Consider the following 24,511-nt stretch of genomic DNA (forward strand, 5'->3'; position numbering starts at 1 on the left):
CCCCCCTCAAAGGAGCGGCCCGATGGCCATCGAACGCGAACTCAAACTTGCTCTTCCGGGCGACTTGCCCGCCGCACGCGCCGACGCGCTGATCTCCCATCTCGACCGCCTGCCCGGAGCCGAAGCCCGTGGCGAGCGTCATCTCGTCAATCGCTACTTCGACACGCCGTCGCTCGCTCTCGCCAGCGCCAAGGCCGCGCTGCGGCTGCGTTTTGTGGCACGCGACGGCCACGCCGGGCAATGGTTGCAAACGCTCAAGTCGGTCGGCGAAGCGCGCGACGGATTGCATGTGCGTCACGAATGGGAACAAGCGGTGCAAGGCGAAGCACTCGAACTCCCGAAACTGATCGCCGCTTGCGACGTGCCCGCCACCGCCGGCTTGTTGCGCACCGAAGGTGCAAACGTCGTCGCGCAGTTCGAGACGAATTTCGTGCGGCGCCTGTGGCGCTATATCGCAGGTGACGGCACGGCCGTGGAGATTGCTTTCGATCGTGGCGAAGTCGCCGTCGAGGCCGATGGCAAGCGTCACACGGCGCCGCTCATCGAAGTCGAACTGGAATTGCTCGACGTGCCGGACGATGACCGCGAAGACCAGGGCGAACGCATTCTCCACGCGCTTGCCCAGAATTTGCGCGACGTGTTGCCCGAGTTGCAAAGCGACAACGTGAGCAAGGCGCAACGCGGCTATCGTCTGCGGCAAGCGGTACTCGGCCGCTGATCGCTGCGCGTTGCTGCCCGACATCACAGCTCCTTTCATCGCGCGCCCTTTCGGCTCCTTCGACAGACCTATTGCATGACATCACGCTCACGCACCGCGCTCCCCCCGGCGAAACACGATGAACAGCAAGGCTCGCTGTTCGACGAACCTGCCTCGGCAGCCAGCGCAGCCGACGCGACATTGCCGGCGCAAACACCGCCCGCAACGTCCGACGCACCGCAGCGCCGGCGCGGACGTCCGCCGAAGCCGGCATCGACGCCAGTCGCAACCGCCGCCAAACCCGGCACAGACAACGCCAATACCGCAGGCCCGCTCAAGGGACGTGTAGAAGATCAGTTCGACGCATTGCCCAGCGACTGGAAAACGCTGGTGTCGCCGTTTGTCCGGAGCGAGGCATACGTGCCGCTATGCCGTTTCGTGGACGCCGAGGTCGCCGCTGGCAAGACCGTCTACCCGGCAGACATCTTCCATGCGCTTCGCATGACGTCGCCCAAGGACGTCAAGGTCGTCATCCTCGGGCAAGACCCGTATCACGGCGACGATCACGGCATCGCGCAGGCGCATGGCATGGCGTTCTCGGTGCAACGCGGCGTGCGCGTGCCGCCTTCGCTGCGCAACATCTACAAGGAAATCGAGCGCGATCTCGGAATCCCCGCCCCGTCGCACGGCAATCTCGACGCCTGGGCGAAACAGGGTGTGCTGCTGCTCAACACCACCCTGACGGTGGAAGCCGCCAACGCGGCGAGTCACGCGAAGCCGTTCAAGACCGGCGGATGGCAAGCCTGTACGGACACATTGCTCTCGGGTCTCGCCACGCAACAAGGTCCGCTGGTTTTTCTCCTGTGGGGAAGCCATGCGCAGGCGAAAGCGCCGTTGCTCGCCGGTCACGGCCATCTGCTGCTCGAAGCCCCGCACCCGTCCCCCCTCTCGGCGCATCGCGGCTTTCTCGGCTGCGGCCACTTCAGCGCCGCCAACACCTTCCTCGTGCAACACGGCAAGACGCCCATCGACTGGCGAGTGCCGGATTGAGCCGACGCGGGGCTCCCCCGCGCCTGGTGTCATCCTCAATCCCCAATCCCCCATTCCCCGCCAAACGCCCTGTTGCGACGAACGTGATCGTTGCGGCGATCTCGTTTGCACGCGTGCCGGCGCTTCGTCGCCCAGCCAGTAAAGGCCAGTACGCATCGTCACATTGAATTTCACACTGTGAGATACGCGGCGGCGCGCACACGATCAAGCATTTACAGAAATGTTCCGAAACATTACACTCCCGTTCCGTAATGAGAATCCGTCTCATTATCAAAAACTATAACCGTGCGTTACCCGGCCTGTGAAGTGTCCGACGGTGACGCCACTGCCGGAACACACGTATGTCCACCACTTTCCAGACGCGCCAGCGCCTGCTTGCCTCCGCCTGCGCCCTTGTGGCTGCCGGCAGCTTCACCAGCCTGAACGCTCACGCGCAGACGTCCGTGTCGACGCCGGCCGCATCGTCGGATTCGCCGGCCAGCGGGCAGACGTCCGCCGCCCCTGCGGTCACACTGCCGACCACGCAGGTCAACGACAACGCGGTGGCGTCGCCCATGCAGACGAAGACACTGCCGTCGTACAAGTTCGTCGCCCCGCTGCGCGACACGCCCCGTTCGATCACGGTCATCCCGGAAGAACTGATCAAGCAGACGAACGCCACAACGTTTGCCGACGCGCTCAAGACCGTGCCGGGCATCACGTTCATCGGTGGCGACGCCGCGGCGAACCCGTCGGCAGACCGCCCCGTCATTCGCGGCTTCGAATCGCGCAACTCGATCTTCGTCGACGGCATGCGCGACTCGGGCGTGCAGAATCGCGAGACGTTCGCCATCGAGAACATCAGCGTCATCAAGGGTCCGGATTCGGTCTACGCCGGTCGCGGCGCCGTTGGTGGCAGCATCGACATCACCACCAAAACACCGCGTCTGGAAGACTTCACCAACGCGAGCCTCGGCCTCGGCACCAACAGCTTCAAGCGTCTGACCATGGACGTGAACCGTCAGGTCAACGATCAGACAGCCGTGCGCCTGAACGTGATGGGCCACGACGCCGATCAGGCCGGCCGCAACAACGTCTACAGCAAGCGCTGGGGCGTAGCGCCCTCGGTGGCGTTCGGTTTGAATAGCCCGACCACCGTCACGGTCAGCTACTACCACCTGAATTCGTATGACATGCCGGACTTCAGCGCACCGTTCCGCTCGGCAGGCGGCACGCCGGACGGCGGCTTCCAGCGCAATCAGTTCTACGGCCTGAACAACCGCGACTATCGCCGCGGCCAGACCGACACCGGCGAAATCAAGGTCGAGCACCGCATCAACGACACGTGGAAGATCAAGAACACGACCATGGTCGGCCGCGCCACACTCGATTACGTCGCCACGAACCCGCAGTTCGTCAACGCGAACTCGAACATCATCGCGTTGCAGGCGAAGAGCGGCAAATACGCCACCAACAGCATCGCCAACCAGACCGAACTCACGGGCAAGGCCACGCTTCTCGGCTTCGAGCACACGCTCACCGGCGGTGTCGAATTCAGCAACGAGCAAAGCCGCTATGAGGGTTACCTCGTCACGGACAGTGCGGGCAACAACATCCGTTCGACGAACTCGCTCCCACTGTGCGCCGTGCCCTACAACTGCACGACCCTCGGCAACTGGAATCCGGACACCCCCTGGACCGGCAGCCTCGCGCTCAACGGCGACAAGGGCTTCCCCGGCGCGGCGACCAACACGCGTACCAACGTGGCATCGGCCTATCTGTTCGACAGCGTGAAGCTCTCGGATCGCTGGCTCGTCAACGCCGGTGCGCGCGTCGATCGCTTCGATGTGCACGCCGTGCAAGCCGGTGCGCCCGATCTGAAGAATATCTCGAACCTGTTCAGCTTCCAGTTGGGTGTGATCTACAAGGTGCTGCCGTCGCTGAGCCTGTATGCGTCGTATGGCACGTCGGCCAACCCGCCGGGCGCAAACAGCGGCCTGGGCGGCGGTACCGACCAACTCACGACGACGAACAACAACCTCGCGCCGGAGCGTAGCCGCAACATCGAAGTCGGAGCGAAGTGGGACGTGATCGATCAGCGTCTGTCGCTGACCGCCGCGCTGTTCCAGACGGACAAGACGAATGCGCGCGTATCGGATGGTCTCGGCGGCACGATCAACGCAGGCAGCCAACGCGTGCGCGGCGCCGAACTCGGCTGGGCGGGCAGTCTGACGAACCATTGGCGCGTATTCGGCGGTTACTCGTACCTCAATGCGATCACGACGGACGCTGGGCCGGCAGCCGCCCCGGGCTCGAACGGCCTGCCGATGGTCATGGTGCCGAAGCACAACCTGACGCTGTGGACCGACTACGAAGTCATGCCGAAACTCACCGTCGGCGCCGGCATGACGCTCTCGAGCCTCACCTACGCGTCGGTGTCCTCAACCACTCGCAAGTGGACGCCGGGTTACGCACGCTTCGACGCCATGGCGACGTACCGCGTGTCGCGCGCCGTCGATCTGCAATTGAACGTGCAGAACATCTTCGACAAGAAGTACTATGCGAGCGCCTATCCGATCTACGCCACGTGGGCTCCCGGCCGCACCGCCATGCTGACGCTGAACTTCCATCAGTAATCACCTTCGATAAGCCCTGAAGACGGGGAGGCCGGCGATTATGCCGCCCCCCCTTTGACTTCCGCCCGCCACACCTGCCTCTTTCCGCCCGCCGCGCCCTCATGCCGGGTTGCGCCCCGATGGGTCATAAAACGAACCCTTATTTCAAACGACCGCTTCATCCAGGTCTCCTTCCTTGCGTGCTCATGATGCCCGTGCCATGATGGCGCCGCGTTGCCGGTCAAGCGCCGTTCGAGCGCGTCGCATCCCGGCAGTCGGCAATCAAAAAAGGACGTTTTCTTCACGCAGTTTTGCCTTGTTCGTACGGGGGTTCGAGATGGCAAATCGGGGAGTCGTTGTGACTGCGGGTGTTACCGCCGCGCGGTCGTTCATCGTGGTTGCCGTCATCGCCACACTCGCGGGATGCGCTACCGTCCAGCTCCGTAGCAAAGACTCGCTGCAGGGTGCCGCCAATGGCTTCGATGCCGCAGTAAAAGCGTCTCAGGGCGCGCTGGATACCGAACTCAACTCGCGCGCGCGGGTGCGGCGCGCCGAGGCCGTTGAGTACTATGTGCAAACCCGCCGGGTCAAACCGGGCGAGGTACGTATCTTCGATATCGACGCCGACGACGAACTGGGCTCCTTCGCCCGCTTTGTGTGCGCGGGCACCGACGACTTCGTGAGTCAACGTGCCGCCATGACCTTCGCCACCACCTATTCCGGTGGCCTCAAACAGGTGCTCGCCGAAGGCGACGACTCGATTGGCGGGCAGTGGGCAAGATTTCAGGCACAGCGCAAACCCATAGAAGTCCCCGGCCTGCCGGACGACACCGTGCCGAAAAACGCGGTTCGCGCGTGCGCCAACGACCTGAAAAAGCGCCTGACGGAATGGAAGGTCCGCCCCTCCACGGAAGTCAGCGCCGAGAGTATTACCGCAGTCGTGCCCGTCGCCATTGCCGCCTACAAGGCGATAGCCACGCTCTTCCAGACCGGCCTGACGGCATACAACGATCTGGCCGCCAAGGAGCGTTTCGCGAAGTACGTTCACGAGTTCCATCCGAAGTTCGAGACGGTGATGAACAACGACTTCAAGGCGTCGACCCTCGCAAGCGCGTGGAACCGCCGTCAGATCGTGTCGTTGCAACGCCCGTTGGCGACGTTCCGCAAGCTGTTGATCACTCCGGCGAACATCACGCCTGCCGAAGACGACATCCGCATCCGCGAACTCGGCATGCTGGCGAACGAACAACTCGCCGAATACGACGCCCTGCGCGCCAGTCCGTCGCCGGCGGTGTTGCGTGACAAGCTCGTTGCAGCGGAACAACAACTCGTCACGCTCGTGGGCGACAAGCATGTGTCGATTTCCGATCTGGTCGCCTTCTTCAAGGAATTGAAGGATGACTTCGACAAAGCGAAGTCGCAATACGCGGCCGTCGACGCCGCTGTACGCAACGTTCCGGAGGCGTGGAAGCAATGATTCGCGTGCCCCATCTGATCGCGGCGAGCCTGCTGATCTCGAGCGCCACGGGTAGCGGCATCGCGCAAACGCAAGCACCGAGCGTGGCCACTCCCGCGACGTCGCAAGCGTTGCATGAAGCGGAATCCGTCAACGTCAAGGCGCTGCTGCTAAAGCAGGATCAGGCGTTGAAAAAAGAGCAGACGGTGCTGCTCAAAGCCTCTCAGACATCGCTGGTCGCCGCGCGCGTGCAGGACATCGGGCAAGCGCGCGAGAACATCGCTGCCGCCGCACGCATGCTCGACGGCGAGCCGCCGCGATCGCTCAAGGATCTGAAAGAGAAAACGGAGACGATCCGGGTCGTCACGCGCCCGGTCTACGGCCTGTGCTCCGGCGCGCCGTGGGCGAATGAACAAATGACCGCATGGAGTAGCTGGCGCGACTACATCAACACCGTGTCGACCCCGCTGGCGGCCGTCGCCCGCAGCGTAGGCGTGATCTTCCAGTACTATCAGGCGGATGCCGGCAGCAAGCCGCGATATATGAGCCTTGGCGCGACAGCGTTCGTCGTGGGCAAGTCGCACGTCATCACCAATCGGCACGTGCTGCAGAACTACGCGTATCTCGACAGCGCAGGGGCGTGGCGCCTCTATGACAAGCAGGTGCTCGTCGTGTCGTTTCCGTGGGAATACTCGAGTTGTTCCGTGCGCACGACGCCGCGAGAGGTTCGCGTCGTCGCCATCGAAGCCGTGGGGGGCGATGGCGAGAACGACGACTACGCCATTCTGCGCACGGAAGACAACGCCCTGCCGCCCGCCGCCCCCATGGCAGCGAGATTCGATCTGACCGAGGGGTCGCGCGTTGCGGTGATCGGCTATCCGTCGCGTCCGGTCAGTTGCGCGGGGGCGGACGCGAACGACGACTGCACCTACCTATCCGAACAGCAGATCGATACGATGTTCAAGCTCCCGGACAGCCAGATTCCCTTCCCGGCCGAGCGTCTCGCACCGGGCATGCTGCTGGTCAACCCCAGCCTCGATCCTCAACAGTTCTCGTACGATTCGTCGACATGGGGCGGCAACTCCGGCTCGCCCGTCGTGCGTCTGTCGGACGGCATGATCGTCGGACTGCATTACGGTGGCTACGGGGGAGACAACGAGAGAGCGACCTACAACAACGCGATCAAGGTCGACCGCATTCGCAAGGCGCTGGCGGACGCGGGCGTCACTCAGTGATGGGCGCCAGTGTGCCCATCGCGCCCTGCTGATAGCGCCGCGTGAGTGCGACGAGATCGCTCTCGTCTCGCGCCGCGAAGTTGCCGCGATAGACCACGGGCTCCGCGAGCGGCTCGCCACTGGCAAGCATCAAACGGGCGCCGGCGCGTCCGGCCAGTTGCCACGCACCGGGGGGCAGCAAGATCGCTTCCGCCCCGCCACCTTCCGCACGTAAGGCGTGACCGGCAAGCGCCGCTTCGCCCTGTGCAATCAACGCCATCCAACGACGGCCATCGTAAGGAATGGTCAGCGTGCACAAATCGTCGTCGCGCCAGTCGAGCTGCAACAACGTAGTGCGCTCACCTTCCGCACGCGCCACCTGATGCTCGTTCCACTGCCCGCAGACCAATGTCAGATCGACAGCCCCTTCGCGCCAACGCGGCATGGCGTCGGCGCGGACTACCGTTTGCGCGGGCGCCCCATGGGCGTGACGGCCTGCACGGTTGACGATCATCCGCACGCCGCGCGCCGTAGCACGTGCGTGATCGGGACGCTCCTCGTGCACCGTGCCGCAGTTCGCCTCCAGCCAGAGCAGATCGCCCGGACGCAAAATGTCGTCGCCACCATGGGCATGACGGCAACGCAACGAGGTCGTCGATTCGGGGAACAGATAGGTCGCCACCACGCATCCCGCATGGGGGTGCGGTGGTATGCACGCGCCGTGACGGCGAAAGATATCGACCGACAGAAACGGGTCCGTCTCGTCGACCCGATCGAAAACGCCTGCCCCCACGGCCGCGGCACAACGGCCGGGCCGGGAAACAGGAAGCACGTGAGGAAGCACGCGCGGCATGGGGCTCGCGTCGGCATGAGCTGCCGAACGCTTCGTCTGACGCGGATGCAAGGGCGTCGGATTGACCATGGAGAGCCTGCGCGTGCGGGGGAACAGCGTTACCCGAGAGCTTACAGCGCAGCGATGGCTTCGCGAGCATTCGCGAAGGCGGTTGCTGCCGATTCCGGACCGCGTGCCAGACCTTCGGCGTAGATGAACGTCACGTCCGTCATGCCCAGGAAGCCGAGAATCGTCTTGATGTACGGGGTCTGGCTGTCAGCCGGGGTGTCCTTGTAGTTGCCGCCGCGTGCAAACGCCACGATCACCTTCTTGCCCTGAATCAGGCCTTCCACGCTGCCGTCTTCGCGGTAACGGAAGGTCACGCGGGCACGGGCGATCCAGTCGAAGTACGCCTTGAGTTGCGTCGGCACCTGGAAGTTGTACAGCGGCACACCGAACACGACATAGTCGGCAGCCTGAATTTCGGCGATCAGTTCGTCGCTGCGCGCGATGATGGCCTTTTGTTCGGCCGAGCGCTGCTCTTCCGGCGTAAAGAACGCGCCGATCACGGCTTCGTCCAGATGCGGCACGCCATCGGTCAGCAGGTCACGCACGACAACCTGGGCGCCGGGGTTCTTCGAGACGAGTTGTGCCACCGTTTCGTTGGCGAGCGTGGTCGAGTTGGCGCCTTGCGAGCGGGCGGCGGAATTGATTTGCAGAATCGTGGTCATTTCAGTGGCTCCTGAGCCTGGGGGTTCGATATTCCGTGCGCACCGGCCCCCATCTCAGGAGTGCCGTGAATTGTGCGTCGGCTTGGGATGAATTCTAGTTACCCACAAAAATGAAACAAGCCGGTAAAATCGAATTGTTTGTTCCTATTTTGGAACAATGCCTGCCGGCCCGTGGTTCTTGCCGGACGACCCGCGTCACCGAGGAGCGCACGCGATGATTGACGATCTGAATGACATGCTGATCTTCGCGGAAGTGGTGCGCACAGGCAGTATCACGCGTGCCGGCGAGCGGCTCGATCTGCCCAAGGCAACGGTGAGCCGGCGACTGTCGCGGCTGGAGATGCGTCTCGGCACGAAGCTGCTGCACAAGACAACGCGCCGCCTCGATCTGACCGAGGTGGGCGAGGCGTACTACGAGCGTTGCCTGCCGATTCTCGAAGAGGTGGAAGAGACGCGGGACTTCGCCTCGCAATTGTCGAACAAGCCGCGCGGACGTCTGCGAATCACCGCGCCCGCCGACTTCGCGGCACAGTGGCTGGCCGTCCCGCTCGCCACCTTCTGCGCCGCCTATCCCGAGATCACGGTGGACGTCGATCTGAGTTCACGGCATGTCGATCTGATTGCCGAGCGCGTCGATGTCGCCATCCGTGCCGGGCAACTCTCCGATTCCACGCTCGTCGCGCGGCCGCTGCTCAAGCTCACTCGAAGCCTGTACGCGAGCCCGTTGTACCTGAGCGCGACGGGCTTGCCTGCCTCGCCCGACGAACTGGCGGGGCATCGTTTCGTGATCCTCCAGGGCGCGCGCCGGCTGTTCAACTCGGACACCCTGCACAAGGGCCGCCAGCGCGTGGACATCACCATGCACGGGGCGATTCAGGTCAACAGCATGGGGATGGTCAAGGAGATGGCGCTGGCGGGCAGCGGCGTCGCCGCGCTCACGGACATTTTGGCCGAAGACGCCCTGCGAACGGGCCGTCTCGTGAAGGTGCTGCCGGAGTGGTCGTTGCCGGAAAGTCCGGTGCATCTGGTTACGCCGTCGCGACGCTTCCTCCCTCGCAAAACGCAGGCGTTCATCGAGCATATGCTCACGGTCGCGAGGGCATGTCCTGAAGAGAACCGGGACCCATCGGTGCCGGGGCCGGCAGCCGACTAAGCCTCGCGCACACAGACCGCGCGCGAGGCAGTACGACGCGTCAGGCCGACAGCCACTTCTCGCGGCGCTGTGCGGCGGCGCGATCGCGCGTCTCGGCGATGCGGTATTGCGAGATCTCCGGCGTGTCGAGCGTGAGGGTGGCCTCGCGCAGTTCGTCACGGCGAAAAGCGTGAACCGTCACCCGGTCGCCCGGACGATAACGTTCGAGCAGCTTGTCGATGTTGCCCGACGTCACGCGCAGACCGTCGATGGCGACGAGTGCATCGCCCGCCGACAGGCCCGCGGCTTGTGCGGCGCCACCGTCGAGCACCTGGGCGAGCGTGAGATCGTCACCGCGCTTGGCCGTCTTCGCGCCAAGCGCCGGACGGCCATTCTCCGGCGTCACCGGTGCCAGCGTGAGGCCAACACGTTCGAGCAGCGCCGCGAGCGGCAGATCGCGCGTGCCGTTGATCGCCGTGGCGAAAAATTCCGACAGATCGAGCCCCGAGACCTCCTCGAAGAACGGCTGTACGGCGTCTTCATCGATGCCCACGGGCGAACCGCGATAGAAGTCCCGGCCATAGCCTTGCCACAGGGCACGCATGATGTCGTCGAGCGACTTCTGGCCGCGTGTGCGCGACCGGATCGTCAGATCGAGCGCCAGCGCGACCAGCGAGCCCTTCGTGTAATAGCTGACGAGCGCATTCGGCGCGTTTTCGTCCTGACGGTAGTACTTCGTCCACGCATCGAACGAACTCTCGGCCACGGTTTGCTTGAGACGGCCGCTGCCGCGCAGCACGCTCGCCACCGTCTTCGCAACGAGTTCGTAATACGCCGCCGGATCGATCACGCCACTGCGCACGAGCATCAAATCGTCGTAATACGACGTGAAGCCTTCGAACAACCACAACAGCCGCGTGTAACTCTCCTGATCGAGCGTGTACGGCGCGAACACCGCCGGCTTGATGCGCTTGACGTTCCACGTATGGAAGTACTCGTGGCTCACCAGGCCGAGAAAGCCGCGATAGGCGTCGCTCATGCGTGCCTGCCCCTGCACCGGCAGATCGTTGCGGCTGGCGAGCAAGGCCGTGGAAGCCCGGTGCTCCAGACCACCGTAGCCGTCGCCCACCGTCATCAGCAGGAAGACGTAGCGCGACATCGGCACGCGCGAACGCGAACTGGCACCCGGTTCGAACAACCGGATCTGCGCTTCGCAGATCTTCTTCATGTCGCGCAACAGACGGTCCAGATCGAGATTCGGCACCGGTCCGGTGATCGCGACTTCGTGCGTCACGCCACAGGCCTTGAATGTGCCGTGCACAAATGTACCCATCTCGACCGGCGAGTCGATCAGTTCGTCGTAATCGACGGCCAGATAGCGGCCGAAGTCGAGCACGGCCGTTCCCTGCGCCGGTTCGAGCGCGGTGGCGACGCGCCACGCCTTGTGCGCCGCGCCGCGCGGACGCAGCACGTCGACCTCGCACGGCGCCTGTGCCTGGCCTTCCACGCGCAGGAACACACTCGTGCCGTTGAAGAAGCCGTGCGTGTCGTCGAGATGCGCGGCACGCACCGACAGATCCCATGCGTACACCTCATAGGTCACGATCAGCGTGCCCTTGCAGGGCGCGGCCTGCCACGTGTGTTTGTCGAGTTTGTCGAGCGCCACCTTGCGGCCACGGCACGTCGCGCCGATCGTCACGATATTGCGGGCGAACTCGCGCACCATGTAGCTGCCCGGAATCCATGCGGGCAAGGTGAATCGCTGCCCTTCGGGCGCAGGATTCGAGACTGTGACGGTGACTTCGAACAGGTGGGCGGCGGGCGATTTCGGAACGATCGCGTACCGGATGGCAGGCAAGGCAGACGTGGCTTTCATGACGTGGCGACTTCTTGTTATCGGGAGCATCCGGCATTGACCGGACGGTTACTTGAGCGTGGTGAGTTCCTTCTCCAGTTGCTCGGCAGGAACGGCGCCCGGCAGGCGGCGGCCGTCCGACAGAATGATGGTCGGCGTGCCCGTCACGTTGTATTCATGACCGAGCGCCACGTTCTGCTTGACCGCGTTGTCGTCGCACTTGGCCGAAGAGGTCGGCGGCGCCTTCTTGTCGAGCATCCAGTCATGCCACGCCTTGAGCGGGTCGGAGGCACACCAGATCGCCTTCGACTTGGCGTCCGAGTCCGGGCCGAGTACCGGGTACAAGAAGGTGTAGACGGTGATGTTGTCGAGCTTCGAGTTCTTGAGCGAGTCTTCGAAGCGTTTGCAGTACGGGCAGTTCGGGTCGGAGAAGACAGCGATCTTGCGGCTGCCGTTGCCCTTCACGTACTTGATGGCGCGATCCAGCGGCAGCTTGGCGAAGTCGACCTTGTTCAGCACCGACTGGCGCGCTTCGGTCAGGTTCTGACGCGTCTTCGTATCGATGATGTTGCCGCCGAGAATCACGTATTGCCCCTTCTCGTCGGTATACATGATCTCGCCTCCGATAGACACTTCATAGAGCCCCGGAATCGGCGTGCGCGCCACCGACTTGATCGGGGCATCTGCGCCGAGCGTTTTCTGCACGGCAGCCTTCACGCGGTCGAGCGACGCATCGGGCTTGTTTTGCGCGGCAGCGGATGTCGTGAAAATGGCGGCGCAGACGGCTGCCGAACCTAGCGCTGCGAGCGCCGTGGCGCGATAACGTTGCAACATCGAATTTCTCCAGAGTGTATCGAGCGAGAGGCGCGGCCGGCGCACACGCGCAATGGGGTCAGCCCAGGGCACGGCCGATCAGGAATTTCTTCACGAAGGGCAGCATGTTCACGCTGTCGAGCCCCGCATTGCGGACGAACTTCGCGAGCGGGCTGCTCGTCGAGAATAGCTTGTGCAGACCGTCCGTCGTCAGCGCCATGCTGCCGATATCTTCCTTGCGGGCCCGCTCGTAGCGACGCAATACCGCCGCATCGCCACAGTCGCGGAACGACTCGCGTGCAGCGAGCGCATCGCCGAGCGCTGCCACGTCGCGCAGACCGAGGTTCATGCCTTGACCGGCAAGCGGATGCACCACGTGCGCCGCATCGCCGACCAGCGCCACGCGCGGCGCGATCAGGCGCTTGGCCTGCGCCAGCACGAGCGGGAAGCCCTGAGCCCGCGCTGAGACCGGCGTGAGACGGCCAAGTTCACCGCACGAGAACGTGCCGACGCGACCGGCCAGCGCTTGAGGGTCGAGCGCGAGCAGATGTCTGGCGTGATCCTCTGCGGCCGACCAGACCAGCGAAACATGCTGATCGGGCAGCGGCAGCAGGGCGATGATCTCGCCGTCGTGAAACCACTGGAAAGCGGTATCGCGGTGCGCGCGCTCGGCCCGGAAGTTGCACACTACACCGAGTTGTTGGTAGGGACGTACGGTGCCGTCGAGGCCGGCGGTACTGCGCACCCACGAGTGCGCACCGTCGGCACCGACCACAAGCGAGGCGCGTAGGGTCTTGCCGTCCGACAGACGCACCGACGCGGCGGCGGCGTCGACTTCGAGCGCATCGGCGCGGGCGTCGAGCCATTGCACTTGCGGAGAGAACCGAAGCGCCGCGTCGAGCGCACGTTCGAGATTCGACGATTCGGCGATCCAGGCGAGTTGCGGCACGGCGGCCTGATATGCGGAGAAGTGGAGACTGCCGCGATCGTCGCCGAAGACTTCCATGTCGTAGACAGGATTCACGCGCGCGGGGTCGACTGCCTGCCATACGCGCATACGCTCGAAGAGCGCCTGCGAGCTGGCGCAGAGCGAGTAGATGCGGGCGTCCCATCGATCGCTGTCGGTACCGCCCGTGCCGGATGCGGCGGCGGCCGGCTGGGCGAGCAGTGCGACGGACAGGCGAGCCTGCGAGAGCAGCAGGGCGGCAGCCTTGCCGACCAGACCGCCACCGACGACAACGACATCGTGCGTTTGGCTGGAGGTTTGCGTTTGAGACATGCGGCGAATGCAGCGCCAGCGCCTGAATCGCGCGAGCCGGCTGGTTCAGAAAACGAGATGGCGTATTGTCGCACGCCTGCCGTGCCTGCGACGTCCGGCCACCGGTGCGCTGCTGCGACGCAGCGTCGCGTGTCATGGCCCGGCGCTATACTTCCGCGACGATCGATTACCGACACGGGGCCCCCTATGCGTCTCGACAATGAATCCGAAAGCCAGAACGTCGAAGATCGGCGGGGCGGCGGTTTCGGTGGGCGCACCACGATTGGCATCGGCACGATTGTGGTCGCACTGGCCGCTTCGTACTTCTTCGGGATCGACCCGCGCGTCATCATTCAGGGCTCGCAGATGATTCAGGGGCAAACGCAGTCGCAGCCCCAATCCGCCCCGAACGCCGCACCGGCCAACGATCCGAAGACGGTCTTCACCCGCAAGGTGCTGGGCAATATCGAGCGCACCTGGGAAACCGTGTTCCCGCAGCAACTGAACCGTCAGTACGTGCCGCCGAAACTGGTGCTGTTCTCGGGCGCGACGCCCACCGCCTGCGGCACCGGACAAACCGCGATGGGGCCGTTCTACTGCCCCGGCGACAGCAAGGTCTACATCGATCTGGCGTTCTACGACGAGTTGCAGCAGCGCTTCGGTGCGGGCGGCGACTTCGCACAGGCCTATGTGATTGCGCACGAAGTGGGTCATCACATCCAGAATCTGCTGGGCATTTCCGGGAAGTTCGACGAAATTCGCCGCCGCACCAGTGAGGCGCAGGCCAACGCGCTGTCGGTGCGTCTGGAGTTGCAGGCCGATTGCTTCGCCGGAGTCTGGGCGAACAATGCGGCAAAGGCAAATCAGCAGTTGCTGGAGCCGGGCGACATCGAACAGGGCCTGAAGACAGCGGCGGCCATTGGCGACAACCGCTTGCAGCAGCAGTCGCAGGGCCGCGTGGCGCCCGAATCGTTCACGCACGGCACGAGTGCCCAGCGGGTGTACTGGCTGCGTCAGGGGCTGCAAAACGGCGACGTGCGCAAGTGCGACACCTTCTCGGCGAAGCAACTGAGTTGAGTGCGGCGCCGAGGCCGGGGCCGCGCCTAAGGCGGATGGAGTGGGGCCAAGGGCGTTGTTGGAAGCGGAACGAGTACAATAGCGCACTTTCCGCGACGCAATCACCGACGCAACGGCCGGCGAATGCAACGGCGCATATATCGGATTAGACAGGATTTAGCATGAGCCTCAAATGCGGCATCGTCGGCTTGCCCAATGTCGGCAAGTCGACCCTTTTCAACGCACTGACCAAAGCAGGCATCGCTGCCGAGAACTACCCGTTCTGCACCATCGAGCCGAACGTCGGCGTGGTGGAAGTGCCTGACCCGCGTCTGGGCAAGCTGGCCGAAATCGTCAAACCCGAGCGTATCCTGCCGGCGACGGTCGAATTCGTGGACATCGCCGGTCTGGTGGCGGGCGCGTCGAAGGGCGAAGGGCTGGGCAACCAGTTCCTCGCCAACATCCGCGAAACGGACGCCATCACGCACGTCGTGCGCTGCTTCGAAGATGAGAACGTCATCCACGTGGCGGGCAAGGTGCATCCGATTTCGGATATCGAAGTCATCAACACCGAACTGGCGCTGGCGGATCTGGGCACCGTCGAAAAGGCGCTGCAACGCTACACGAAGGCCGCCAAGTCGGGCAACGACAAGGAAGCGGCGAAGCTCGTAGCCGTGCTCGAGAAGATCGTGCCGGTGCTCAACGAAGCGCGCCCGGTGCGCTCGCTCAAGCTCTCGGAGGACGAACAGGCGCTCATCAAGCCGTTCTGCCTGATTACGGCCAAGCCGACCATGTACGTCGCCAACGTGAAGGACGACGGCTTCGAAAACAACCCGCATCTGGACGCCGTGCGCAAGTACGCCGAATCGGAGAATGCACCGGTGGTGGCGGTATGTGCGGCGATCGAAGCGGAAATTGCCGACATGGAAGACGCCGACAAGGCGGAATTCCTGGCCGACATGGGCATGGAAGAACCGGGTCTGGATCGTGTGATCCGTGCGGGCTTCAAGCTGCTCGGTCTACAGACGTACTTCACCGCAGGTGTGAAGGAAGTGCGCGCCTGGACGATCCACGTGGGCGACACCGCCCCGCAAGCCGCCGGCGTGATCCACACCGACTTCGAACGCGGCTTCATCCGCGCGCAGACCATCGCCTTTGGCGACTTCATCCAGTACAAGGGCGAACAGGGCGCGAAGGAAGCCGGCAAGATGCGCGCCGAAGGCAAGGAATACGTCGTGCACGACGGCGACGTCATGAACTTCCTGTTCAACGTCTGAGTCGAACGGATGAATTCAGGAGGCACCAGACACCTCCACAATCCCGCCGAAACCCGCGTCACTGCGGGTTTTTTTACGCCCATTTCCACCATACACCCCCACACCTCCCCAGAAAAAAGCGGGTACAAAAGCGGGTACAATGCACCGACACCACCCGACCACACAGGCGGCATACCCGCTTTTCCCGGAAACCCGCGCCATGCTTACCGATACGCAATGCCGAAATGCAAAGGCAAAAGCTAAACCGTACAAGCTGACCGACTCCAACGGCCTTTATCTCGAAGTGAAACCCAATGGAGTTAAGGCGTGGAGATACAGGTTTCGCATGACGGCGGGAACCGAAGCACGCGAAAACCTATTCGCCATTGGTGACTACGCCCAAGCCCCAGCAGGAGAAACAGCCAATCAGGCCCATGCACGCCGCATGGGCGGGCGCTTCACGCTTGCGGAAGCCCGAGACGAACGAGCCAAGGCCCGGGCACTGGTGAAACAAGGCATCAACCCGGCACAACAGCGCAAGCTTGAGCGCATTGAGCGCGGACAGCAGCACGCCAACACCTTTGAGGCGGTCGCTCGCGAGTGGGTCGCAATGAAGGATTGGGAGGCGAAAACTAAGGCGCGGCGACTTGATACGCTTTCCCGCGTGGCATTCCCGAAACTCGGGGCACTCCCCATCAAGGACGTACAGCCGGCTCACATTTTGGAAGTACTGCGAGCAGCAGCCGAGAAGAACGGCCCAACCGTCGCCGCCGAGATCCGCCGCGCAATGTCTGGCGTGTTTGAACTGGCGATAGCCACGCTACGCGCCAGCAGTGACCCAGTACATCCAGTTCGGCGAGCACTGCCGCCCAACAAGACGCAGCACAAAGGCCCGCTCGACGCCGGAGAAATCGGCCAGCTACTGCGCGACATCGACGGCTATGAGCGGAACCACCAAACTGTGGCGGCCTTCCGCCTGATGTGGTGGACGCTGTGCAGACCGAGCGAAGCGACGGAGGCAAAGTGGGATGAGTTCGACTTGGACGCGGCGCTTTGGCACATATCGGCTGAACGCACCAAGCAGCGCAAGGCGCATTCCGTTCCCCTGCCAACACAGGCCGTTCAAATGCTGCGAGCAATTCACGGCATCACGGGGCGGCACGCTCACGTGTTCCCACACAGGGACAACCGCAAGAATCCCATGAGCGATGCGACGCTTCGCCAAGCGCTAAAGCAAATTGGGTGGGCAGGTCGATACAGCCCTCATGCAACACGCACAACGGGGAGCACACGCCTTAACGAGATGGGATTCCCCGGAGATTGGATTGAACGTCAACTCGGCCACGCAGAGCCGAACGCTGTACGGCGCACATACAACCATGCCGACCATATGGCGCAACGCACTCCCATGATGCAGCAGTGGGCCGACTATCTCGACAGCGTCAAACAAGGGAATAAGGTCGTACCAATCTTGACCTCCCGCGCTGCCTGATAGGAATATCTTTCCAACGTCCACAGCACCGGCGAAATGCCCCAGTGCATGGCAGAGGCTCGGTAAACCACCATAGCACGCCGTGAAGGCGGCGGCGCTTCATGAGGGTCGCAATGCCCTTCGGGAGTCTTCAATCGAGGCACCACGGACTGAGAGTTTCGACCCTCCCCCCTTCCAAAATCGCTCGCCGAAAATGTCTAACTGGGCGCTCGGTCCCGGACGCGCGAACCCAAGAAATCCCCCCTCCCCCCCTCCAACCCATCAAGCCGAGCATCACTAGCCAAACTCTCCTAACATGGATGGGGCACGGGGTATCGCAACCGAGGGGAACGCTCGATATGGACATCTTCGCGAATACGTACGATGCAAACGAAGCCGCAGAGCTTACGGAAACGAGCTATGGCACGTTGGTTTGCGCTGCGGCGGAGGGTCGAGTATCAGCGGCAAAAATTGGTCGGAGGTGGGTATTCGTGGAAGGCGACTTGGTTTGGCGACTCTGTACGTGCGGAGGTGCACCTGAACTTCGTGAAACACTCGGGCTCCACGAGTGCGCCGCCTTTCTCAAGATTCACCCCAATAGCGCCGCCAGGCTTGCCAAGCTTGGGATGATCCCGGGGGCGAAGATTGGACGCTCATGGGTGTTCCATCGCAGCGACGTAATGTCCTTTCTTGCCGCCGAAGTTAAGAGACAAACGGAAGAGCGAGTCAATGCTGCAGTATCGACACAACCGAGTGGGTTCTATCGGAGGTCTAGAGGAGGCAAGCTAACTCCGCTTCCGTATCTCCCCCCGCTTCCTGATCAGACGCGTTGATACCCCCCCCCCACCGAAACTTGCGCATGTAAAAATTTGGCGGGGCGCTCAGTCCCCGCAGCGGACAAGAGTTAGGAATTGAGGGTACCCCTCCCCCAACGCACCCGTGAGGCCACGCCGTGAAATTAGACGACTTGCATGCATTCGATGCCGCCGACGCACTGAGAGACTTGGAGACGATCCGGCATTACATTTCGCTCGCCTTCGATGGCGGGGATCTACACGAGATACAACGAGCGTTGGCGACGGCAACGCGAGCACTCGCCAGACTTACTGATCCCCAAACGCATTGAGGAATTCCAGAGGCACGACACTCACCCGAGTCGAACCGGATCGACGACGAAGATGCCAACCGGCCCATTCGATACTTTTTCATTAGCACCAAATCACACCTCGACATCGCCATTCCGCCCCTCCTCCGCAACCTGTTGTATTTATTGGATTCATGTTGCGAGGAGGATCCGTCCAACTTGGGGATGATTCATTTTTACCCGGGACACCCGGGACAACGTTGAAAATCGCCCGGAAACCTTTACTAACGTTGGGTTTCGCTGTCCCAGCTACTTGTCCCGGGACAGCTATAGAAACCCGGGGCACTCGGGACAAATAAGTACTTTTAGTACCGAATCGATGGCCGCATGCCTCGACGTTTCGCCGCCCCTCATCCTCTGGAATTCAGACCGCAAAGCCACTTTGCAGCGCGAAAGGGTATCCCGCCGCCGCCCCCTTCCGGCAACGGGCAACATGCTTACGCCGCGATGTCGAACAGCTTGTTCGTGATGCGATAGCAGCGAGTCTTGCCGATGCTCGGCAGTCGTTCATTACGCGTATGACTATCACCTTCGGGCAGCAAAGCACCACGTTCCGCCAGCAGACGCGCAACGGCCCGATAGTCAAAGCCCTTGCATATCTCTTTGCGAAACACCTCCGAAAACACGTAATACTCCGTCTGTGTCCCTTCAGCCGCTTGCGCATCCAACTTGTCGCCAAACTCCGCCCAGTGTTTGGCGTTCGAGTCGATTGCCACGCCGTCATGCGTCATCATGCGACGAAAGCCCGCCCGGTTGATTGTGTTCGGACTGTGATCGTCAGCCGCTCGATGCCACCACGTAAAGCGAGCTGCACCGTGAGCCTCAAAGAAGCCGAGCACCTGCCGCAGCATCGCCGACTGTTCCGCATCGCCAGCGCCGCCCCGCATATCCAGCCATGCCAGAAAGCACGTACGAGCCGCTTCCATCGCCTCGCCTTGCGGCCAGCCGGTAATTCCTGCCTTGCCTGCAATCTCGCCCGCCACGCCGACCAAAGCGAACCGCGTCGCGACACGATGCACTTGCCCGCTCGCGCCCATTGGCACCCAAGCATGAGCGGCCTGACTAACCCGGTGTTTGAGCACGTCCGCAAGCCTCTCGCACTCCTTCGTAGCAAACTCAATGAACGCCATACCCGCTGTGCCGTAATACTGACGTGTCACCGCTTTGAAGTGATCCGATAGCGCTTTGCTCGTCGCAAAGTCGTGCAGCACTTCGAGCGCACCATAGCCCTTGCGGGCGTCTGCCGGAATGTTAGCCAGGCGAATATCCTGCCCCGCCTTGGCCGACTTGTTGGCCTCCGACATATGATCAGCCAGACCGACCTCACCATCCGACAAGAACAGCAACCGCCACGAGAGCGTAGGACGGGCTGTAGCAGTACGCGACGCCCGCCCCTTGCCCGTCTCGTTGGCGAGCATGTACACCACGTCGCCAACAACCTTCGGATCGACCTGCCCGATTTCATCGAGAATAAGCACAGCATCCGAGTGCTGGGCCGCCGTCAGCTCAAGGGCATTATCCGTTGCTCGCCAACTGCGCACATAGTCCTTGCCGCCAAATACGGACGCCGCACATTCAAGTGCCGTGGTCTTGCCTGAGCTGCTACCGCCGACCAGATGGAAGCCACCGGACTGCACCCCGGCCAAGTGGAGCAGCGGCCCCGCGAAGGCGGCCGAGACGGTGAACATAAACCGGCTATTGCCCGCGCATAGCGCCGCGACGTGCTCGCGCCACTCGGCCAACGTCCCACGTTGTTTGAACTGACTGATCACCGCGCCTGACGACTGGAAAATGACGCGCTCCGTGCCATCGCCAATGGTGCGATCCGGCAAGACGAAAGCGCCGCCGTGCCAGCCGATACGATCCGTGCATCGTGCCCGCGCCTCTGTGCGAATTGTCTGAATGTAGTTCGTCAGTTGCGTTCGTGCGCTCGCCCCCGGTGCAATCTTGAGACCCATCGCGAGAAGATTCGAGCGATATTCGGAGCCGTCGCCGGAAAGCATGCGCGAGGGCATGGCCCACGCTTTCGAAACGCCGTCGGCGTCATGGAATTCCAGTAGATAGCCCCACTCGCCATTGGTATCGTCCCGCGTCTCGGCAGTCACATCCATGCGTGAGCATATCCATTGAGGCGGCATCGGATCGCCGTTGCGATCAAAGCCGTGATACCACACGCCATCGTCTTTCACGTCGTAAAACGCGCCACCGGACCGTCGCGCATTGTTCGCCACACGCTTCGACGCCTTGGCACTGGCGACTGCCCCGTTTGGCTTCGACTTGGTTGCCTTCCCGCCCTCTGCCGACTCGACCACGGCCATGACCTGCGCACGTACCGCATCCACCCCTGACGCGAGGGCCATATCGTTAAAATCCGTACCGTCATCGGGCAACGCATCGGGTTTGATCCATCGCCCGTCAACCGCCTTGGCGGCGGCGCTGGCGGCGCTCACGCCCGCGTTCCTGCGTCCTTGCGCCTCGGCCTGCCGGTCATCGTCCGCACAGATCAGCAGACGGGCCGTGGGATATTTCTCCCGCAGCGCCGCCGCCACCTTGCGCACATTGTCAGCATTGAACGCAACGGCCACAGCAAGCCCGCACGCCTCATGCAGCGTTGCCGCCGTTGCGTAGCCCTCTGCCACCAGCAACCACCCGTCATGCGCCGCCTCACCAATCAGATGAAAGCCCCCGGCCACGCGACCGCCCGGCAGAAAACGTTTGCCACCATCGGCAGCAATACGTTGCAGGCTCCACAGCTTGCCCTCAACGTCGCGCACCGGCACGAGCAGAACACCCGCGTCAAAGCGCACACCATGTGCACCGCACCGCTTGCGGGACAGATACGGCGAATCGCCGGTCGCCGACGCGCTCGCCCATACCTTGCCCGCATCCTTTGCGACGGCTTCATGACGCTGCGCCGTCTCGACCTTCTCTCGCTGCACACGAGCCTCGCGCTCGGCGTCGTGACGGCGCTGCTCGTCGCCCGAGAGCGGTACAGCCGGTGCGTGGCCCTTGGGGTCAAAGCCTCGCTGTGTCGCCTCGTGAATGAGCGTGCCGATAGTGACGCCACCGTTCTTGAAGCTACGCCACGATGACTTGACGCCCGAGGCGTCGTAGTTGTCAGCCTGCTGGCTCCATGCGTGAAACATGGACTCTCCCTCATCGCCGAATTCCGATTTGAGCGCCATACCCACGCGCACCCAGATCTCGCGATCATCCGCAGGAATGAACCCAAGCGCCGCCCGCACTGTTTCAGTGGTGGGCCGTATCGACATAGCGTCCCTCCACGCGCAGGACAGCACCGCCCGCGCTCACATCATTGCTGTACACATATTTGCCAATACGTGGCTCGCCCAAGGCATCGTTGGCGGCTTCGAGCGCTGCGCCGATAGAAGGCAATGACGCGCGCATGAGTGTGATCGCCATGATGAACTGCGAATCATCGATAGCGTTGTGAGCCGCCCAGATCAAGCCATCGATAAGCTCCATCGCATCCGAGATGCGAATACCGGCTTTCGCCTGATCGACGCGATTGATTTCTGCGGCAAATTGCCCCACGTCTTGGGCGGCGCTGACCTTGTTCTTCTTTGCCATTGCGCGCCCCTTAGTGAACGTTGGAAGCGCTCGACGCTTCGTAACCGCCAACCATCGCGAATTGCTGAATTCGGCCCATGTAGCCCGCCGTAAAAGCATCCTCGTTGGCTCTCACCTCGGCAACCGACGTGCGACCGTCAGCAGCCATACCGGCACTCACGACGGCCGTAAAGAAGCGCAGTGATTGCACAATGTGGTCATGCAGGCGAACGCGGCCGCAACAATCAAACATCCATGCATCTGCGGACATAACGCCCATCGTGACGGCGTGTTGCAGCGTTGCCGGAATACCCGTATCGAGTGCGTTGGCACCACGCATAGCGGGAACCTCGGCCATCGGGGGACGTTGCGTCGTGGTTTGCTCACGCATGGCGCACCTCCACAACAACCAACTCGGCGATACGGCGCAATGCCTCTCCGGCCACATCGAGTGCGGCACGATCAGACGATGCGAGAGCAGCAGCGCGCAAGGCATTGCGCACGATGGAAAGAACGGGGGATTCGATTTGCTCAGGATGAGCGGGGATATGGCGCATGGTGCGACCTCTTACGTAAGCGGTTAACCCGCTCCCCACTTCCAAATGGGGTGGGCGGGCACAGGGTGAGGTTGGAAGACCGGTCACGTAAGCACCCGGCAGGGCCGAAGCCCTCCCCACCAAGGCCCGCCCATTGATCGAGGCGCGCGAAGGCGACACGCACAAAAAAGCCGCTTTGCGCGGCTGTGCGCTTACGTAGTTCGGGCTTCCAAACCCGGTCACGGTTGTCTCCGTGACGGTCGCAGGATACCCCAGCGAATATGGCAGTGCAAGCGCCGCCACAAATGCCAGAAAGGCGGGCAGTGTCGGCATTTTCACTTCCCTCCCACCATCAGCGCGGCCAGGCGCATGGCTTTCTGCGCAGACGCCATACGTCCGAGAGCGGCGAAGTGGTCGGCAGCGTCATGCAGCACCCGTCCGTGCGTCCGTCTTTCTGTATCGGCGCATTCGCTGAATGCCACCGCATATGCATTGCGTAGCGCACCCAACTCACAAGCCCGCGCAGCAGACTTTGCCGCCACGGCCTGCGCTTTGAGTGCTCGCAGATCGTCGGACGATAGAACAACGTTTGTATCGCTCATTGCCCGCCTCCGTTTAGAACTGAAGCGAGCCATGCTTCGACAGCATCCGAGTCCCAGACAACAGTACGCGGCCCCAGCCGAATCGGCGATACAAAGCGCCCCTCTTTGACGCGGCGATCAAGTTCAGAGTCAGAAAAGCTAGTGATCTCTTTGACGGTTGCCCTGCGCAACAAGCGGCGCGGGCGCATTTGAGTGTCGGGCATGACATCCTCCGTGATGCCCCAGTAAGCTGCTTGGGGCTCGTTAGTAGCTGGAGGAAGATTAGGTGGCCGGTGAACGGCTGTAACCCAATGATATGAAGTGATGGCTAGCTAGACGTACCGGTCTAATTGCCCTTGCCTATACGCCGCAAATGCTACGCAGCATCTGTGCCCCGGCTTCGCAAAAGATGCGCGAAACAAAAATGCCCTCTACCGAAAAAGTCGGCAGAGGGCACATCGGACAGACGAACGAGGCCTACTTCGTTCGTTTATTCTTGATCACGATCCGAAACGGCTGACCGTTCGGGCGACGGATTTTCCGTCCTTTCACCGTGATGGTCATCCGATAGATGACCTGCTCGCCATCTTCCTGCATGATGGATTACTCACAAAATGTGCCTCCAACATGTAACTTGACTTGACGGGCGTAAACACGAACACCTATCATTCGGCTGCACTTCCAATGCACCGTAGTATCAAGATGCGCCGCTCATAGAGTCTTTTGAGCTTCGCATTTTCCCGAAGGCCTACAACGCTGCTAACGTTGTGGGCCTTTTTTACGCGGCCTCTTTGTCGTCGTCCGGGGCGTTCTTTCTCCACTCGATGTCATCAGTAAGATCCATCGGAATCTGAATCGGCTCTTCTTCCGGGTGGATGCTGTTCCAGTGATCGCTATCGAGCGTGAGCTGAAGACCATCGCCAATCATCTGCTCCCGCCGATTGATAAGCGATTTGTGCATCTGCGGTCGCGTAGCCTCATCAATATCAACCCACAAGACCATTTGCTGCGTGCCATGCACTTCGTACAGCGCATGATTGGCGCGATACGGTCTACCCGTCTTCGCATCCTTCCGAAACTCTTGACGCGCCGCCTGCGTAAACTCACGTGCCAAGAGGGCCATAGGATCTTTGGGTTGCGGCACGGGCCAACCGCGTGCATTGGCAAACTTCGCCACTTTGTGCATCTCGACCTCCGTTTCACCTGTCGTTTCCTTATACAGGCGAATGAGGCGTAGCATTTCTTCGTGCTTTTTCACCGCTTAC

Annotated in this window: 22 protein-coding genes; 10 read left to right on the forward strand and 12 right to left on the reverse strand. The window is 62.3% G+C overall.

The window, feature by feature from the left end:
• Window positions 1–22: 22 nt before the first annotated feature.
• From PHO31112_RS14320 to PHO31112_RS14340, 5 genes are all read left to right on the forward strand, one after another.
• Window positions 23–718, forward strand: a complete 696-nt coding sequence (locus PHO31112_RS14320; RefSeq protein WP_150621130.1) for a CYTH domain-containing protein — start codon at window positions 23–25, stop codon at window positions 716–718.
• Between the two features lie 75 nt (window positions 719–793).
• The gene (locus PHO31112_RS14325) at window positions 794–1,747 is read left to right on the forward strand and encodes a uracil-DNA glycosylase (RefSeq protein ID WP_150621131.1); all 954 of its coding nucleotides are present in this window, start codon (window positions 794–796) and stop codon (window positions 1,745–1,747) included.
• A gap of 341 nt (window positions 1,748–2,088) precedes the next feature.
• Window positions 2,089–4,362, forward strand: coding sequence for a TonB-dependent receptor (locus tag PHO31112_RS14330; protein WP_150621132.1), 2,274 nt, complete (start codon window positions 2,089–2,091; stop codon window positions 4,360–4,362).
• A 337-nt stretch (window positions 4,363–4,699) separates the two neighbouring features.
• Window positions 4,700–5,818 carry a hypothetical protein gene (locus PHO31112_RS14335; protein ID WP_150621133.1) on the forward strand — a complete coding sequence of 373 codons (1,119 nt, stop codon included), beginning with the start codon at window positions 4,700–4,702 and terminating at the stop codon, window positions 5,816–5,818.
• Complete coding sequence (locus PHO31112_RS14340) at window positions 5,815–7,032, forward strand: trypsin-like serine peptidase (RefSeq protein WP_150621134.1); 1,218 nt, start codon at window positions 5,815–5,817, stop codon at window positions 7,030–7,032. Before PHO31112_RS14335 ends, PHO31112_RS14340 begins: the two co-directional genes overlap by 4 nt.
• On the opposite strand, the gene PHO31112_RS14345 is transcribed toward PHO31112_RS14340, so the two are convergent.
• Together PHO31112_RS14345 and PHO31112_RS14350 are read right to left on the reverse strand one after the other, a co-directional pair.
• Window positions 7,022–7,933: a pirin family protein gene (locus PHO31112_RS14345; protein WP_150621135.1), complete on the reverse strand. Its 912-nt coding sequence runs from the start codon at window positions 7,931–7,933 to the stop codon at window positions 7,022–7,024. The two genes, PHO31112_RS14340 and PHO31112_RS14345, sit on opposite strands and share 11 nt — an antisense overlap.
• Before the next feature lie 41 nt (window positions 7,934–7,974).
• Window positions 7,975–8,574 (reverse strand): FMN-dependent NADH-azoreductase, encoded by a 600-nt coding sequence (locus tag PHO31112_RS14350; RefSeq protein ID WP_150621136.1) that lies wholly within the window; start codon window positions 8,572–8,574, stop codon window positions 7,975–7,977.
• A gap of 214 nt (window positions 8,575–8,788) precedes the next feature.
• Here PHO31112_RS14350 and PHO31112_RS14355 point away from each other — a divergent pair, with 214 nt between their 5' ends.
• Window positions 8,789–9,727 carry a LysR family transcriptional regulator gene (locus PHO31112_RS14355; RefSeq protein WP_174995719.1) on the forward strand — a complete coding sequence of 313 codons (939 nt, stop codon included), beginning with the start codon at window positions 8,789–8,791 and terminating at the stop codon, window positions 9,725–9,727.
• Between the two features lie 40 nt (window positions 9,728–9,767).
• Here the strand turns inward: PHO31112_RS14355 and PHO31112_RS14360 are convergent, their stop codons facing one another.
• The 3 genes from PHO31112_RS14360 to PHO31112_RS14370 form a co-directional block, all read right to left on the reverse strand.
• On the reverse strand, window positions 9,768–11,564 hold the full coding sequence (locus PHO31112_RS14360) for a M61 family metallopeptidase (RefSeq protein WP_150621285.1): 1,797 nt from the start codon (window positions 11,562–11,564) through the stop codon (window positions 9,768–9,770).
• 66 nt (window positions 11,565–11,630) lie between these two features.
• Complete coding sequence (locus PHO31112_RS14365; protein ID WP_150621138.1) at window positions 11,631–12,395, reverse strand: DsbC family protein; 765 nt, start codon at window positions 12,393–12,395, stop codon at window positions 11,631–11,633.
• 58 nt (window positions 12,396–12,453) lie between these two features.
• Window positions 12,454–13,653, reverse strand: a complete 1,200-nt coding sequence (locus PHO31112_RS14370) for a UbiH/UbiF family hydroxylase (protein ID WP_150621139.1) — start codon at window positions 13,651–13,653, stop codon at window positions 12,454–12,456.
• Between the two features lie 186 nt (window positions 13,654–13,839).
• On the opposite strand from PHO31112_RS14370, the gene ypfJ reads away from it, so the two are divergent.
• The 4 genes from ypfJ to PHO31112_RS28210 all read left to right on the forward strand — a co-directional run bounded on the left by ypfJ (window position 13,840) and on the right by PHO31112_RS28210 (window position 18,248).
• On the forward strand, window positions 13,840–14,709 hold the full coding sequence (ypfJ, locus tag PHO31112_RS14375; protein WP_150621140.1) for a KPN_02809 family neutral zinc metallopeptidase: 870 nt from the start codon (window positions 13,840–13,842) through the stop codon (window positions 14,707–14,709).
• 161 nt (window positions 14,710–14,870) lie between these two features.
• A complete protein-coding gene (gene ychF, locus PHO31112_RS14380) occupies window positions 14,871–15,965 on the forward strand; it encodes a redox-regulated ATPase YchF (RefSeq protein WP_150621141.1) in 1,095 nt (364 codons plus the stop codon).
• A 199-nt stretch (window positions 15,966–16,164) separates the two neighbouring features.
• Window positions 16,165–17,436 (forward strand): tyrosine-type recombinase/integrase, encoded by a 1,272-nt coding sequence (locus PHO31112_RS14385; protein WP_150621142.1) that lies wholly within the window; start codon window positions 16,165–16,167, stop codon window positions 17,434–17,436.
• 338 nt (window positions 17,437–17,774) lie between these two features.
• Window positions 17,775–18,248 (forward strand): helix-turn-helix domain-containing protein, encoded by a 474-nt coding sequence (locus tag PHO31112_RS28210; RefSeq protein WP_174995720.1) that lies wholly within the window; start codon window positions 17,775–17,777, stop codon window positions 18,246–18,248.
• Window positions 18,249–18,996: 748 nt separating this feature from the next.
• Here PHO31112_RS28210 and PHO31112_RS14395 read toward each other — a convergent pair.
• From PHO31112_RS14395 to PHO31112_RS14425, 7 genes are all read right to left on the reverse strand, one after another.
• On the reverse strand, window positions 18,997–21,831 hold the full coding sequence (locus PHO31112_RS14395; RefSeq protein ID WP_150621144.1) for a DUF927 domain-containing protein: 2,835 nt from the start codon (window positions 21,829–21,831) through the stop codon (window positions 18,997–18,999).
• Window positions 21,809–22,150: a hypothetical protein gene (locus tag PHO31112_RS14400; protein ID WP_150621145.1), complete on the reverse strand. Its 342-nt coding sequence runs from the start codon at window positions 22,148–22,150 to the stop codon at window positions 21,809–21,811. Before PHO31112_RS14400 ends, PHO31112_RS14395 begins: the two co-directional genes overlap by 23 nt.
• Window positions 22,151–22,160: 10 nt before the next feature.
• Window positions 22,161–22,520 carry a hypothetical protein gene (locus PHO31112_RS14405; RefSeq protein ID WP_150621146.1) on the reverse strand — a complete coding sequence of 120 codons (360 nt, stop codon included), beginning with the start codon at window positions 22,518–22,520 and terminating at the stop codon, window positions 22,161–22,163.
• On the reverse strand, window positions 22,513–22,686 hold the full coding sequence (locus PHO31112_RS27150) for a hypothetical protein (protein WP_174995721.1): 174 nt from the start codon (window positions 22,684–22,686) through the stop codon (window positions 22,513–22,515). The genes PHO31112_RS14405 and PHO31112_RS27150 overlap by 8 nt, the downstream gene beginning before the upstream one ends.
• A 314-nt stretch (window positions 22,687–23,000) precedes the next feature.
• Window positions 23,001–23,267: a hypothetical protein gene (locus PHO31112_RS14415; protein ID WP_150621148.1), complete on the reverse strand. Its 267-nt coding sequence runs from the start codon at window positions 23,265–23,267 to the stop codon at window positions 23,001–23,003.
• The gene (locus PHO31112_RS28215) at window positions 23,264–23,470 is read right to left on the reverse strand and encodes a helix-turn-helix transcriptional regulator (RefSeq protein WP_150621149.1); all 207 of its coding nucleotides are present in this window, start codon (window positions 23,468–23,470) and stop codon (window positions 23,264–23,266) included. Before PHO31112_RS28215 ends, PHO31112_RS14415 begins: the two co-directional genes overlap by 4 nt.
• Before the next feature lie 554 nt (window positions 23,471–24,024).
• On the reverse strand, window positions 24,025–24,504 hold the full coding sequence (locus PHO31112_RS14425; RefSeq protein ID WP_217427033.1) for a hypothetical protein: 480 nt from the start codon (window positions 24,502–24,504) through the stop codon (window positions 24,025–24,027).
• Window positions 24,505–24,511 lie beyond the last annotated feature (7 nt).

This window comes from Pandoraea horticolens, from assembly GCF_902459555.1.
Lineage (GTDB): Bacteria > Pseudomonadota > Gammaproteobacteria > Burkholderiales > Burkholderiaceae > Pandoraea > Pandoraea horticolens.